The sequence below is a fragment of the Tardiphaga sp. OK246 genome (assembly GCF_900188215.1).
Taxonomy (GTDB): domain Bacteria; phylum Pseudomonadota; class Alphaproteobacteria; order Rhizobiales; family Xanthobacteraceae; genus Tardiphaga; species Tardiphaga robiniae.
In genome coordinates, this window is sequence record NZ_FZOX01000001.1 from 1,508,380 (window position 1) to 1,522,541 (window position 14,162).

General features: G+C 63.4%; 11 protein-coding genes. 4 read left to right on the forward strand and 7 right to left on the reverse strand.

Annotation, left to right across the window (positions count from 1 at the left end):
* Positions 1–260 precede the first annotated feature (260 nt).
* Positions 261–1,907: an amidohydrolase gene (locus CHC01_RS07300; protein ID WP_089263550.1), complete on the reverse strand. Its 1,647-nt coding sequence runs from the start codon at positions 1,905–1,907 to the stop codon at positions 261–263.
* Between the two features lie 226 nt (positions 1,908–2,133).
* Between CHC01_RS07300 and CHC01_RS07305 the strand changes: the two genes are divergently transcribed.
* From CHC01_RS07305 to CHC01_RS07320, 3 genes are all read left to right on the forward strand, one after another.
* The gene (locus CHC01_RS07305) at positions 2,134–2,544 is read left to right on the forward strand and encodes a nitrile hydratase accessory protein (RefSeq protein WP_502695633.1); all 411 of its coding nucleotides are present in this window, start codon (positions 2,134–2,136) and stop codon (positions 2,542–2,544) included.
* 259 nt (positions 2,545–2,803) lie between these two features.
* Positions 2,804–4,171 carry an aspartate aminotransferase family protein gene (locus tag CHC01_RS07315; protein ID WP_089263553.1) on the forward strand — a complete coding sequence of 456 codons (1,368 nt, stop codon included), beginning with the start codon at positions 2,804–2,806 and terminating at the stop codon, positions 4,169–4,171.
* A 30-nt stretch (positions 4,172–4,201) separates the two neighbouring features.
* On the forward strand, positions 4,202–5,773 hold the full coding sequence (locus CHC01_RS07320; RefSeq protein ID WP_089263554.1) for an ABC transporter substrate-binding protein: 1,572 nt from the start codon (positions 4,202–4,204) through the stop codon (positions 5,771–5,773).
* 258 nt (positions 5,774–6,031) lie between these two features.
* On the opposite strand, the gene CHC01_RS07325 is transcribed toward CHC01_RS07320, so the two are convergent.
* From CHC01_RS07325 to CHC01_RS07340, 4 genes are read right to left on the reverse strand one after another with little or no spacing between them, the layout of a single operon-like run.
* Positions 6,032–7,687 carry a dipeptide ABC transporter ATP-binding protein gene (locus CHC01_RS07325; RefSeq protein WP_089263555.1) on the reverse strand — a complete coding sequence of 552 codons (1,656 nt, stop codon included), beginning with the start codon at positions 7,685–7,687 and terminating at the stop codon, positions 6,032–6,034.
* 4 nt (positions 7,688–7,691) lie between these two features.
* Complete coding sequence (locus CHC01_RS07330) at positions 7,692–8,525, reverse strand: ABC transporter permease (protein WP_089263556.1); 834 nt, start codon at positions 8,523–8,525, stop codon at positions 7,692–7,694.
* Positions 8,522–9,463: an ABC transporter permease gene (locus tag CHC01_RS07335; protein WP_089263557.1), complete on the reverse strand. Its 942-nt coding sequence runs from the start codon at positions 9,461–9,463 to the stop codon at positions 8,522–8,524. Before CHC01_RS07335 ends, CHC01_RS07330 begins: the two co-directional genes overlap by 4 nt.
* Positions 9,464–9,478: 15 nt before the next feature.
* Positions 9,479–10,726, reverse strand: a complete 1,248-nt coding sequence (locus CHC01_RS07340; protein ID WP_244558236.1) for a serine hydrolase domain-containing protein — start codon at positions 10,724–10,726, stop codon at positions 9,479–9,481.
* Positions 10,727–10,942: 216 nt separating this feature from the next.
* Between CHC01_RS07340 and CHC01_RS07345 the strand changes: the two genes are divergently transcribed.
* Positions 10,943–11,992, forward strand: coding sequence for a LysR substrate-binding domain-containing protein (locus CHC01_RS07345; RefSeq protein ID WP_210421651.1), 1,050 nt, complete (start codon positions 10,943–10,945; stop codon positions 11,990–11,992).
* 61 nt (positions 11,993–12,053) lie between these two features.
* Here CHC01_RS07345 and CHC01_RS07350 read toward each other — a convergent pair whose 3' ends face one another.
* Positions 12,054–13,253 carry a serine hydrolase domain-containing protein gene (locus CHC01_RS07350; protein WP_244558260.1) on the reverse strand — a complete coding sequence of 400 codons (1,200 nt, stop codon included), beginning with the start codon at positions 13,251–13,253 and terminating at the stop codon, positions 12,054–12,056.
* 168 nt (positions 13,254–13,421) lie between these two features.
* Positions 13,422–13,619 (reverse strand): hypothetical protein, encoded by a 198-nt coding sequence (locus tag CHC01_RS07355; protein WP_089263559.1) that lies wholly within the window; start codon positions 13,617–13,619, stop codon positions 13,422–13,424.
* Positions 13,620–14,162 lie beyond the last annotated feature (543 nt).

Here is a 14,162-nt window from a genome sequence, read left to right on the forward strand (position 1 = left end):
GTTGGGCGACTTCGGCCTCAGCGAATCTCAGCCGAAAAATCAGAGAGGCAATCATCTCGATCGCTGCGCGTATTGCTATTGGGGGAAACCCTGAATATCGGGGCAATTAAAGATCGTGATCGTTATGACGACATCTCTAGTCGAGATCCGCCCCGGTCGGCATGACCTGCATCAGGGTCAGCCGACCAGACACCCATAGACCAGATCGGGATCGCAAGAAGAATACGCTGGATTGAACAGCGCAGCGTCTTGCGCTCCCTTTATTCGGCGGCGACCGCGACTTGACCCAGCCTGTCGAAGACGACGTCGCCACCGAGAATGGTGAGATCGCAGCGAGTGTCTTTCTCGACTTCCTCGCGCGCGCAGGTGAAGACGTCGTGGCTGAGCACGGCGATATCCGCGAGCTGGCCCGGCACCAGACGGCCCATGCGATCTTCGGCGAATTGCGTATAGGCGCCGAAATAGGTGTAGGCGTGGATCGCTTCCGCCATCGACAGCTTCTGGCCTTCGCCGAGCACTGTGTGGCGGTTGGACATGCGCGTCGTCATCGTGAACAGGTTCTTGAACGGATCGGTGGTCGAGACCGGCGCGTCCGAACTCGCTGCGGGATGCAGGCCGGCGTCGAACCACTTGCGCATGGGATAGGCGACATCAGTGCGCGCCTGGCCGAGATTGGTGATGTAGAGATCGCCGAATTCATACATGAAGACCGGCTGCGGCACCGGATCGATGCCCGAGGCGGCCATGCGTGCGATCTGGCTGTCGCTCAGGAAGCCGCAATGCTCGATGCGGTGGCGGCGACCGAGGATAGGGTTCTCCGCCGTCGAGGCTTTCTCGATGCCTGACAGCACCTGCTCGATGGCGGCATCGCCGATGGCGTGGATCGCGAGCTGGTAGCCGAGGCCGTGATAATGCGCGAGATAGTCGTGCATCTCTTTGTCGGTGTAGCAGAAGATACCGCGGTTATCGGGATCGCCCACGAGATAGGGCTCGGACATCGCAGCGGTGAGGCCGCCGGCGCTGCCGTCGCCAAACACTTTCATCGCGCCATAGCGCAGCATGCCGACCTCGCGGCCGAAGCGATAACCTGCAGCATGGGCCTGATCGCCGATGCCGTCGGTGTTGCCGTAGATGCAGACCCAGGTGCGGATCGGCAGCGTATTCGATTTCGCAAGATGCTCGTAGGCATCGATCTCGTCCATGCCCGCGGCCATGCCGACCGCGGCGTCCATCACGCTGGTGAAGCCTTGCTCGAGCATGAACCGGCTGGCGCGGTCGATCGCATCGCGCAGGCGTTCGGCGCTGGGCTTCGGCGCGGCGTCGACGATCAGGCGCAGCGCGCGTTCGGCGAGCAGGCCGGTGAGCTTGTTGTCGCGGCGCTCGATCATGCCGCCATCAGGCTGCGGCGTGTTGTGGCCGATGCCGGCTGCGCGCATCGCCTGCGTGTTGATCACAGCGACATGGCCGCAGGTGCGCTTGAGATAGACCGGATTGTTTGGCGAAACCTGATCGAGCTCTTCCGCGGTGGGGTGACGCTTTTCCGCGAGCTCGTAATGGTCATAGCCGCGGCCATTGATCCATTCGCCGGGCTTGGCCGTCTTGGCTTTCTCGGCGACGCGGCGCAGGATTTCGCCGATCGAGTTGGCGCCGGTCTCCGGCCGCAGATTGATCTCGGTCATGGTCAGGCCGAGCGGCAGCAGATGCATATGGGCGTCGTTCAGGCCCGGGATGGCGGTGCGGCCGGCGAGTTCGATGATGCGCGTATCCGGCCCGGCAAGCTCGGCGATTGTCTCGGCCGAACCGGTCGCCAGCACGCGTCCCGATGCGATCGCGATGGCTTCGACAAAGCCCTCGTTGAGACCACAGAACACGCGTCCTCCGGTCAGGATGAGGCTCGGCTTTTCCATCTTAAGTCTACCTTTTATTCACGGGATCGAGTGCAGCGACGGGTACGCCAAAATTATTCAGCGGAGCAAGATCGCAGATTGTGCAGTGTGAGCCTGCAGACGGGGCAACGCGCCGCATATCGCGCTTTATGTTGGAGTTTTTCTCGCAGGTCAGGAATTAGACACCTGCCATGCGCGTCACGCAGCGACATTTGCGTGAGGCGCACGGCGGTGTAGGATTCGCCTGATGTCTGGAGTCGGTGTGATGACGACCAATACTCAAGCTGCAACCCGTGCGAAGGCCGAAATCCCGAGCATCCCCTGTGACGCCGAGGGTCCGGTGTTTCGCGAGCCGTGGGAGGCCCAGGCCTTTGCCATGGCCGTGACGCTGCATGAGCGCGGCGTGTTTACCTGGACGGAATGGGCTGCGGCGCTGGCTGCCGAGATCAAGCGCGCCCAGGCAGGCGGCGATGCCGACACCGGCGAGACCTATTACCGCCACTGGCTGGCGACGCTGGAAAATCTGATCGCCGAGAAGGGTGTGACTACGGCGGATACGCTGCATCGCTACCGCGACGCCTGGGACCACGCCGCCGATCGCACGCCGCATGGCCAGCCGATCGAGCTGACCCCGGCGGATTTCGATCGCCACGCGTAGAGCCGCGGCGCACGCCTCTCTCCGCCGTCATGGCCGGGTTTGTCCCGGCCATCCACGTTTTTGACAGAAGTGAAGTGAGGCGTGGATGCCCGGGACAAGCCCGGGCATGACGAGTTCTTATTGAAGCGTCATCCCTCACGGTGCGCAGCGCGCACCACCGACCCCCTGTTTGGCATCTCCCGCAATCGCCTGGGCAATTCGATGATCCCTTCGTTGACGCTGGCCCTGTCGTGGCTGTCCGGCGTCGTCGGAGAAAAACATGCTCGATACAACAAGAACAACCGGCGATTTGCAGGCGCTCGATGGCGCGCATCACGTCCATTCCTTCACCGATCCCGCCGTGATCACCAGCGGCAAGACCCGCGTCGTGGTGCGCGGCGAGGGCTGCCAGATCTGGGACAGTGACGGGCGCAGATTCCTGGACGGCATGGCCGGGCTGTGGTGCGTCAATGTCGGCTATGGCCGGCAGGAACTGGTCGAGGCTGCCACACGGCAGATGGCGGAGTTGCCCTTCTACAGCAACCATTTCCAGTCGACGACCCCGGCCATGACGGAGCTCGCGCACAAGCTGTCGCAGCTGACACCGGAAGGTCTCGACCACTTCCTGTTCACCTCGTCCGGCTCCGAAGCCAACGACACCATCGTCCGCATGGTGCGCTATTTCTGGAAGCTGCAGGGCAAGCCGGCCAAGCGCACCTTCATCAGCCGCACCATGGCCTATCACGGCAGCACGCTGGCAGCCGTGAGCCTGTGCGGAATGCCGCATATGCACGCGATGGACGGCGGCACGCTGCCCGGCTTCGCGCATATCCAGCATCCGCACTGGTACATGTTCGGTGGCGAGCTCACCAAAGAGGAGTTCGGACTGCAGGCCGCGCAGGCGCTCGAGCAGAAGATCCTCGAACTCGGGCCCGAGAATGTCGCGGCCTTCATCGGCGAACCCGTGCAGGGCGCTGGCGGTGTGATCGATCCGCCATCGACCTACTGGCCGGAAATCCAGCGCATCTGCCGCAAATACGATGTGCTGCTGATTGCGGATGAAGTGATCTGTGGCTTCGGCCGCACCGGCCAATGGTTCGGCGCTCAGACTTATGGCATCACGCCGGACCTGATGACATTGGCCAAGGGCCTGTCCTCCGGCTATCTGCCGATCGCCGCGGTTGCGATGAACAAGCGGGTGTTCGAGACGATTGGCAGTGGCGGACTGCTTGCCCATGGTTATACGTATTCCGGCCATCCCGTCGCCTGCGCGGTGGCGCTCGCCAATATCGACATCATTGAACGCGAAGGCCTGGTCGATCGCGTCCGCGACGATATCGGCCCCTATCTGCATCAGGCGCTGGCGCAATTCGAACAGCATCCGGTCGTGGGCGAGGTGCGCGGCATAGGCACGCTGGCGGCGCTGCAACTGGTCAAGGGCAAGGACACCCGCGAGATCTTCACGGTCGAGGACGGCGCCGGGGTCTTCTGCCGCGAGGCCGCCTACAATCAGGGCCTGATCGTTCGCGCCGTCGGCCAGTCGATCGTACTCAGCCCGTCGCTGGTCATTACTCATGCCGAGATCGATGAACTCGTCGACAAGCTCAAGCGCGCACTCGACGAGACGGCACGGAACTTTGGACTTTAGACATTTGTGCAACGTGATTTGGAGAGCCGCATGAGGATGAGATCTGCTTTCGCCGCCATTGTCGCGGCTTTCACATTCGCAAGCGCTGCCGCCGCCGAGGAGCCGATCCGCGGCGGCACCATGCGCATCGTCATGACCGCCGATATCCGCACCCTCGACGCCTCGCGCAGCGACAATCTCACCGATCACGTCCTCAACCATATCTATGAGCAGCTTGTCGCGCACAGGAACGACATGACCATCGGCCCCGCCGCAGCCGAGAGCTGGGACGTGTCGCCGGACGGCAAGACCTACAGCTTCAAGCTCCGCGACGGCATGGTCTATCACAACGGCGACAAGGTGAAGGCCGCCGACGTCAAGTGGCTGTGGGACCGCCGCATGGCGGCCCCGAAGTCCGGTGCGCCATGGGTCTGCGCCGCGAGCTTCGACGGGTCGCGCGGCATGAAGGTCGAATCGGTGGAAGCGCCCGACGACGGCACCGTCGTGTTCACGCTGGACAAGCCGAACACGCTGTTCCTGGTGCGGCTCGCCGATATCGTCTGCAATTTCTGGATCGCCAGCCCGAAGAATGTCGATGCCGACGGCAACTGGATCGCCAATTCTGCGATCGGCTCCGGCTCGTTCAAGCTGAAGGAATGGCGCAAGGAGCAGTATGTTTCGCTGGAGCGTTTCGCGGACTATGTGCCGTCGAAGCAGAAGCGCGACGGTTTCGGCGGCGACCGCACCAGCTATTTCGACGAGGTGCGCTTCGTCGTCATCCCCGACAAGACCGCGGCGGAAACCGCGTTGCTTGCGGGGCAGGTCGATATCGTTACCTATCTCCAGGTCTCCCGCATCGAGGAGATGAAGAAGCGCGGCGCCGTGGTGAAGACCGCGCCCGGCCTGTCGCTGTCGGCGATCCTGATCCAGACCACCGATCCCCTGATGTCGAACGTCAAGATCCGCCGTGCGCTGGCCCATGCGATCGATTTTAAGGAGATGGCCGAGACCAAACTGATGGGTCTCACCGAATTCAATCCGTCGGGTGTCGCGGAATCCTCGGCCTATTTCGACAAGTCGTTCCAGGCCTGGCCGAAATACGATCCGGAAGCCGCCAGGAAGCTGCTGAAGGAAGCCGGCTACAAGGGCGAGCCGATCAAGATGCAGACCAACAAGCGCTATATCGGCATGTATGAGAATGCCGTCGTGGTGCAGGCCATGCTCAACGCCGCCGGCTTTAACGTGCAGCTCGATGTGATCGACTGGGCGGCGCAACTCGAGAACTGGATGAGCGGCAAGTTCCAGCTCCAGTCCTTTGGCTATTCCTCCCGCGCCGACCCGATGCTGATGTATGGCACCATCATCGGCAACAAGGCCAAGGCGCCGACCTCGCAATGGGATGATCCGGACGCGCAGGCGCTCTATCTCAAGGCGCTAAACGCCATCGGCTTTGACGAGCGCAGGGCGATCCTCAAGCAGCTCCACGCCAAAATGGCAGAGGAAGTGCCCATCCTCGGGCTTTACTACTATCCCGTAATCGAGGCGGTCTCGCCGAAGCTCGTGAATTACGAGTCGTGGCCGCTCGAAAAACCGCGCGCCTGGGGTGTGTGGAAGAAGCCGTAACTGCCCGCAGCGTTACGGTAGACTTGAAGACCCGGAGCCAGCGACGGCTCCGGGTTTTTTCGTGGGGGGATACTTGGAGAAGTGGGAGGAGCGCTTGGAGATGGTGTGCGCCGACCTCTCCCCACGTCATTGCCGGGCTTGACCCGGCAATCTATCTTTCAGGCGACGAGAGTGGCGTGTGGGGCAAAGATGGATACGCGGGTTGTCTAGCAAAGCTCGCTTCGCGCCGCCCGCGTATGAGGGCCGGAGAAATCGGCGCTAGACGGCTGTTGCGGCCACCGCTCCCTCAAATCTCCGGTCCAGCAGCATCGCCGCATTCAGCAGCCGCTTCGTATAGTCATGCTGCGGCCGGTCGAAGATGTCGTCCCGGCTGCCGACCTCGACAATCTTTCCGTTCTGCATCACCGCGACGCGGTCGGCGACCTGCTCGACGGCGCCGAGATCGTGCGAGACGAACAGGCAGGCGAAACCGTAGCGGTCCTGCAGATCGCGGATCAGCTTCAGGATCTGCTTCTGCACGGTCATGTCGAGTGCCGACACCGGCTCGTCGGCGACAACGAACGCGGGCCGCCTTGCGATGGCGCGGGCGATGGCCACGCGCTGGCGCTGGCCGCCGGAGAGCTGATGCGGCAGCCGGCGCAGGAAGTCCTGGGACAGGCCGACTTCGTCGAGCACCTCACGCACGCGGAGTTCGCGCGCCTTGCCATCCATTGTGGTGTCGAGGCGCAGTGGTTCGCCGACGATGTCGCCGATGCGTTGGCGCGGATCGAGCGAGGAATACGGATCCTGGAAGATGATCTGCATTTCCTCGCGCTGCAGCCGCGCCGCGCGGCCGCGCCAGGTCATGATCTGCCCGCCGCGGAAGGCGATGCTGCCGGAGGTCGGCGTGATCAGGCCGACGGTGGCGCGGCCGAGCGTCGTCTTGCCGGAGCCTGAGCCGCCGACCAGCGCCAGCGTCTCGCCTTCGCCGATGGTGAGATCGACGCCATCAACGGCGCGCTTGGCCTCAAGGCGGCCGAACAGGCGCGGGCGTCCCGCATAGCCGATCACCACGTCGCGCAATTCGACCAGCGGCTTGACCTCGCGGGCACTGCGCAATCCGCCGGCGCTTCGCCGCGGCAGTGCATCGACGAGACGCTGCGTGTATTCGTGCTGCGGCGACGACAACACATCAAGGCTACGACCCTGTTCGACGATCCGGCCCTTCAGCATCACGGCGACGTCACGCACATAATGCGAGACCATGCCGAGGTCGTGGCTGATCAGCAGCACCGCGGTGCCGTTCTCCTGCGTCAACTCGACCATCAGGTCGAGCACGTCGCGCTGCACCAGCGTATCGAGCGCTGTGGTCGGCTCATCGGCGATCAACAGGTCCGGCTTCAGCAGCATCACCGAGGCCAGCATGATGCGCTGGCGCATGCCGCCAGAAAATTCATGCGGATAGGCATCGAGGCAGTGTGTAGGGTTGGGGATGCTGACGCGTGTCAGCATCGCGAGGCAGCGCTCGCGGATCTCGCCGCGCGACAGCCGGCGGTGATGCAGCGCGAGGCCTTCCGCCATCTGCCGGCCGATTGTCATCGAGGGATTGAGCGACACCATCGGCTCCTGGAACACCATGCCGATATGCGCGCCGCGAATTTTGCGCAGTGCCGGCGGCGCGATGCCAACAAGCTCGGTGTGGCGGAACCTGATGCTGCTGCCTGGCGCCGCAATCAGCGGTGTCGGCAGCAGGCCGAGCACGGCGCGCGCGGCCATGGTTTTGCCCGAACCGGATTCGCCGACCAGCGCCAGCATGCTGCCGGGCATGATGGAGAAGCTGGCATCGTCGACGAGCTTATTGCCGCCGGGGCCGACGGTCACGGTCAGATGCTCGGCGGCAATGACGGGCTGCGATGGATCGGGTTTCATCGTCATCGCATTACGCCTGCATCTTCGGGTCGAGCCAGTCGCGCAGCGCATCGCCCAGCATATTGATGCCGAGCAGCGTCAGCGAGATGCACAGGCCCGGCAAAATGAGGAGATACGGCGCCTGGGTGATGAACGGCCGGCCCGAGGCCAGCATGTTGCCCCAGCTCGGCGCCGGTGGCGGTACGCCGAGGCCGAGGAAGCTTAGCGCGCTCTCCGACAGGATCACCCAGCCGAACATCGTGGTGGCCAGTACCGTGATCGGTGCCATGCAGTTCGGCAGCACATGGCGCACCATGGTCACCAGTTCCGAATTGCCCATCACCCGCGATGCCTCGATATATTCGCGCTCGCGCACCGACAGCACGCTGGCGCGTGCGACGCGCACCACGGCGGGCATATAGGCGACGCTGAGCGCCAGGATCAGCGCCTCGCGGCTGGCGCCGGAGATCGCCATGATGAACAGCGCCAGCAGCAGGCCGGGAAAGGCCAGCAGCGAGTCGTTGAGGATCATGAGTATCCTGTCGGTCCAGCCGCGCAGGAAGCCGGCGACGATGCCGAACAACAGGCCGAGTGAGACGGCGATGGCAACGGTCGCGAGCGCGATCCAGCCGGTGGTGCGTGCGCCATAGATCAGGCGGCTCAGCACATCGCGGCCGAATTCGTCGGCGCCGAACAGATGCGATGCGGAAGGTGCTTTCAGCACGGCGCGCAGGTTGAGCTTGAGCGGATCATAGGGCGCCAGCATCGGCCCGAAGATCGCGAGCAGGGTCAGCAGCAGCACGAGGCCGCCGCCGATCAGGAGATTGGCGCGGCCGCGCGCGAGGCGGGGGAAGTAGCGCGTCATTGGGCGATCTTGGGGTCAAACAGCGGATACAGCATGTCGACGATCAGATTGACGATGACATAGATGACGCTGATGAACAGGATGCAGCCCTGCACCACCGGATAGTCGCGGGCATAGATCGCCTCGACCAGCAGGCGGCCGAGGCCGGGAATGGTGAATACCGTCTCGGTGATGGCGATGCCGCCGAGTAATCCGCCGAGGATCAGGCCGATCAATGTCCAGGTCGGCGCAAACGCATTACGAAACGCGTGGCGCCACATCACCTCGGATTCGGACAGGCCCTTGGCGCGGGCATGGGTGATATATTCGAGCCGGGAGACCTCGATGGTGGAGGCGCGCGCCATGCGCACGATCGGGCCGAGTTCGACCATGATCAGCGTCAGCACCGGCATGAAGATGAACAGTACGCCCTGCCGGAAATTCTCGCTCAGCGACACGTAGCCGATGACGGGAAACCATTCGAGCCACATGCCGAACACCAGCAGGATCATCAGGCCGAGCCAGAAGCTCGGGATCGACAACAAGAGCGTCGACAGCGCCACCGTGCCGTAATCGGCGAAGGTGCCCTGCCGCCATGCTGCGAACATGCCGGCCGGTACCGCGATGAGCGCGGCAAACACCACGGCTGTAACGACGATGGTCGCGGACACCGCGAAGCGGTCCAGCATCAGCGGCAGCACGTGTTCGCCTGATGAGATCGACTTGCCGAAGTCGCCGGAAAAAATATGGCCGAGCCAGGTCAGATATTGCGACGGCAGCGCGCCGGACAGACCCATCTCCCGGCGCAGCGCCTCGACCTGTTCGGGCGTCGCGAGATCGCCGAGCATGACGGAAGCAGGATCGCCGGGGATCAGCCGCATGGCAAAAAAGATCGCCGCCGATACGATGATCAGTGTCGGCACCGCCTGCAGCAGACGTCCGAGCAGGAAGCGGCCCATCACGCTGCCTTTCGGTTATCGTGTGAGCGCATCGCGGATCGCATGCGCGGCGGCGACGGCCTCGCGGGCGCGGGGCACGCTGGTGACCTCGGGCCAGGTCGAGAGCTTGACGAAAGCAAATTCGGATTCCGGATCGATATAGATCAATTGCCCGAAGATGCCGCGTGCCAGCATGGCACGCCCCCGGGGGTCCTCGATCCACCATTTGTTGTGATAGGCGCCCTCGGGCAGCGTCTCGCGGAAAAAGCCCTGAAAAATCTCTGTGTTGCCGTTGTTGCGGGTCTCGTCGATCCACGCTTTCGGGATCACCTGACGATCGCCGGACCGTCCGCCATTGATGATCATCTGGGCGAAGCGGCCATAGTCGCGCAGGCTTGCGCAGAAGCCGCCATCGGCCAGCGCGAAGCCGCCGTGGTCGACGGTGAAATAGCCGTCCTCCTGCGCGCCCATCGGCGCCCATAATTCCCGGCTGACCAATTCGGAGAGCGAAGTTGCGGTGGCACGTTCGAGGATGAAGCCGAGCACGTCGGTCTCGATGGAGCGATACTGGAACAGGGCGCCGTGCGGACGGTCCTGTTCGGTCAGCGTCAGGATCAGCTCCCACATGGTGCGCGGGTAGTCCGGCTGATCGTTGACGCGCCAGCCGCAGGCATAGCCGAGCTTGACCATATGCGAGCCGGGCGTGGTGTAGGATTCGTCGAACACCACGCCGGTGGTCATGTCCAGCACATGTTGCACACTCGCGCCGCTATAGGCGGTGCGCGAAAGCTCCGGCAGATAGTGCGTCACCGGCGCCTTGGGATCGAGCACGCCACGGTCGGTGAGAATGCCGGCGACCATGCCGACCATCGATTTGGCCATCGACATCGACAGGTGTTGGCTGTGCGGCTTCATATCGTTGAAGTAGCGCTCATAGACGATGGCGCCACGGTGCAGCACCAGCATGCCGTCGGTAGCGTTGTCCGTCAGAAAGCTCTCGAAGCCCAGCTCGCGGCCGTCAAAGCTGAAAGCAACCGTATCGAGCGCCTGCAAATTCTCGCGCATCGGCATTACCGGGCCCGGCCCGCGCCAGACCTGCGCGGTCGGCGTCATCTCGCGGATGTGCTGGAAGGTCCAACGATGCATCGGCGCCCGGCTCCAGCCGGAGCGTGGCAGCAGGGGGCCGCCGGGATGGAGCGGGTCGCGGTAGGGTGGCCGTTGAAACAGGTCGGTCAGCGTCGTGATCCCCATGCAGCGGCCGCCGCGCAGCGCGCGATGAGCCATCGTTAGACCTCACGAGGGTAACGCCATCAAGATGACTCGGAAGATGCCAATGAGGGGCATGGTGGTGCACCGGGCGCACCGTGCTAGGCTGCCATCTTGCCGCAGCCCTGCCGACTTGCCTCTGCGCACACCGGCATGTCTCTTGCTTCGCTGAATGCTTGTCTCACTGGGACGATCCGCCTGGCGGTCGTGCCGCCAACCGAATGTGGATGGATGATGAAGCCGGTCTCCAGTCCAGGCCCCAATCCTGTCGTGATGGACGACGCCGGAGCTGCGCCGGCCCCGGCGCTGAACCCGCCGTCGCGCAAGTCGATCCCGCCTTTCGAGGCGCTGCGTGCCTTCGATGCGGTGGCACGGCTCGGCGGCGTGCGCCGCGCGGCGCAGAGCCTCGGGCGTGATCACGCGGTGATCAGCCGGCATCTGCGCACGCTGGAATCATGGACTGGCACCAAGTTGATCGACCGGACCTCATCGAGCATCTCGCTGACCGATGACGGCGTGCGTTATCACCGGCATATTGCGGCGGCGATGGATGCCATCGCCGATGCCACCATCGACCTGATGCGGCGCGGTGACAATCATCGCCTGCTGATCTGGTGCGCGCCGGGCTTCGCGCTGCACTGGATGTCGCGCAAGATCGGATTGTTCGAGAAGGCCAATCGCGACGTCGATATCGAGCTACGCCCCACCGATCGCCGGCCGGATTTCGCCTCGCACGAGACGGATATCGATATCCGCTTCGAGTCGGTCTATGGCAATCCGCTGCAGCTCGCCCCCGGCCTGCGTTGCATCGAGGCGGCGCGTGTGCCGATCGTCGCGGTGGCCAGCCCGGCCTACCTGGCCTCAATGCCGGCGATCGAGACGCCGCGCGATCTGCTGAACCAGCGCCTGCTGCATGAAGAGGACTTCGACAGCTGGGCGCACTGGCTGGCGGCGCACGGCATCTATGACGAACTCGACCTCGGCGGTCCTCGCCTGTGGCAGGGCCACATGACGCTCGACGCTGCGATCCACGGCCGCGGCGTCGCGCTGTCCAACCATATGGTGGTTGCGCATGAGCTGGAATCCGGCCGCCTCGTCGAGATTGGAAAAGACAATGCGAGCTTTCAACCTTATTCGGACGGCATCTATTACTTGATCACCCGCGCCGACCGCTGGGATGCGCCGCTGATCCGCCGCTATCGCAACTGGCTGATCGAGGCCATCGCGCAAGACTGGCCCGAGCTGAGCGTCGCGGCGCAGGCGAAGCGGAGCAGGGTGGGGTAGAACAAGCGAGCGGCTTCCTAACCTCTCCCCGCAAGCGGGGAGAGGTTAGGAAGCCAGCGCCTCACTTCAGCGCCTTCACCACCGCATTGAAGAAATCATTGTCCAGAATAGGCGCGTTCATCGTGGTTGGCTTCGAGCGCGCGCTCAGCACGACGCAGATCACGCGCTGTTTTGGATTGATGTACAGCATCTGGCCGAAAATGCCGCGCGCGACGAAGGCGCCGTCATCCAGCGTGCCGTCGGGCGCTGGCACGATCCACCACATATAGCCGTAATCGACGCGCTGTCCGTTGATCTGTCTGGATGCCCCGGCCTCGCGGACCCAGCCTTCCGGCAGCACGCGTTCACCGTCGATCACGCCGTCATCGAGAATGAAACGGCCGAAGCGTGCATAGTCGCGCAGGGTGGCGAACAGGCCGCTGCCGGCGACTTCCAGCCCGCCGGGCGCTTCCAGCCACCAGGCGCCATCGGCCTCCATGCCGAGTCTGGACCAGATCTTCTCCGAGAGATAATCGCTCAGCCATTTGCCGGTGGCGGCCTTCACCAGCGCGCCGACGACATGGGTATCGCCGGTCGAATAGGTCCATTGTGTGCCGGGCGCCGCGGCGCGCGGGCGCTCAGCCATGTAGCGCATGACGGCACCGGGCTCCTGCCCGACCTGCAATGCGAGCATCTTGCGGCGCTCGGAATTCGCATCGGTCTGGTCGTCGCTCCAGCGCAGGCCCGACGTCATCTGCATCAGCGTCTTCACGCTGACGCCCTCATAGGCGGTGCCGGAAAATTCGGGAAGATAAGTCACCAGCGTATCGTCGACGCTCTTGATGTACCCGTCCTGGATGGCAGCGCCGATCAGTGTGGTGCTGAAGGATTTCGCCATCGACATCGACAGCCAGCGTGTCGATGCCTCGATACCGAGATCGTAATGTTCGAGCAGAACCTCGTCGTCCTTCATCACCAGAAGTCCGGCGACGCGGTTGCGCGAAACATAGTCGTAGATGTCGTAACTCGCGCCATTGGAGACGATCGGAAAGTCAGGCAGCGTGTGCTTGCTATAGATCAGTGGCCGCACCGGCGCACCAGCCTTGATGATGCGCGTCGCGAAATTCATCTCGGGCGTGACGAAGGTCCGCAGATGATCGATGGGCATCGACCGGCCGGCATAGGAATTGATGATCGCGTCGGTTGCAGTTTGGGGGCTCGTCGCGGAAGCCTGACGAATGGTGCTGTTGGCTTCGCCTGCACCCGGCGCCACATCTGTCACAGTCAAAGGTCTGTCCTGCATCTTCGGGCGCGTCGATGCGCTCAAGGATTTACTATGGCAGGGCAGAAGGACTGTCGAGGGTGCCAAGGTTGAAACGCGCGGTGCGCCGGCATCACCGGCACATCACGCTAATTTATGTCAAACCGGTCCGGTGTCCTGATGCGACAATCAACGAACCGCCGTCGTGTTCGAACTGGTGAGCGCGGTCGGCTGGCCGGCCTTGATGACGCGAGCCGTCTGGGTGCCGTCGCTGGTACCCGTGCGGGCGGCAATGCCGAAACCTGCAACCGCGATGCCGGCAACCAGGGCGACAACGACGATCTTCAGATGCGTGCTGCGGTCTGCGCTGTGGATCGAGTGGTTCATGGCGGCCTCCTGCCGTCTACGCGGCTACTTGTTGCATGGAGGTGTAGTCCCGGCCGGTTTCCAGCCGATGGCGTCCGTGTAGAAAATTGTTTCGTGGAAGCGGAGATTTGTTTCGTCGCGTAGCCGGATACTTACGAATGCAGCGGTTTTGGCGCCTTTGGCGGTATTCGCGTCATACGTATTGTTCGATGCCGGGGAGTCCCGACCCACGCTTGTCATTCCGGGGCGCGGCCGGCACTTGCCGGACGCGAACCCGGAATCGCGAGATGTTCAGCGCAAAACAGGTTGGGATTCCGGGCGCGTGATCGCCGTCTGCGACGTCGCTCCCGCCTTCAGGCAAACCAATTGGTTTGCCGGGGAATGACGAGTTGGAGGCGGCAAGACAGACCCCAAACATTTTTTCCTATTCTTTGTTGACATCATCCCTATAAGGATTATTATCTCCCTTGTCCTGCCCCACCGAGAGGGGCGATCGCGATCGTCACGTTCGCGGGGTGGGATGCGGTGGACGCCGGAGATGCGGCGTCACGCGGTTCATGGGGG

Coding starts and splice junctions, on each gene's coding strand:
- CHC01_RS07320 (WP_089263554.1), top strand. CDS start 4,202: ATGAGGATGAGATCTGCTTTCGCCGCCATTGTCGCGGCTTTCACATTC.
- CHC01_RS07345 (WP_210421651.1), top strand. CDS start 10,943: ATGAAGCCGGTCTCCAGTCCAGGCCCCAATCCTGTCGTGATGGACGAC.
- CHC01_RS07335 (WP_089263557.1), bottom strand. CDS start 9,463: ATGGGCCGCTTCCTGCTCGGACGTCTGCTGCAGGCGGTGCCGACACTG.
- CHC01_RS07300 (WP_089263550.1), bottom strand. CDS start 1,907: ATGGAAAAGCCGAGCCTCATCCTGACCGGAGGACGCGTGTTCTGTGGT.
- CHC01_RS07340 (WP_244558236.1), bottom strand. CDS start 10,726: ATGGCTCATCGCGCGCTGCGCGGCGGCCGCTGCATGGGGATCACGACG.
- CHC01_RS07315 (WP_089263553.1), top strand. CDS start 2,804: ATGCTCGATACAACAAGAACAACCGGCGATTTGCAGGCGCTCGATGGC.
- CHC01_RS07330 (WP_089263556.1), bottom strand. CDS start 8,525: ATGACGCGCTACTTCCCCCGCCTCGCGCGCGGCCGCGCCAATCTCCTG.
- CHC01_RS07305 (WP_502695633.1), top strand. CDS start 2,134: ATGTCTGGAGTCGGTGTGATGACGACCAATACTCAAGCTGCAACCCGT.
- CHC01_RS07325 (WP_089263555.1), bottom strand. CDS start 7,687: ATGACGATGAAACCCGATCCATCGCAGCCCGTCATTGCCGCCGAGCAT.
- CHC01_RS07355 (WP_089263559.1), bottom strand. CDS start 13,619: ATGAACCACTCGATCCACAGCGCAGACCGCAGCACGCATCTGAAGATC.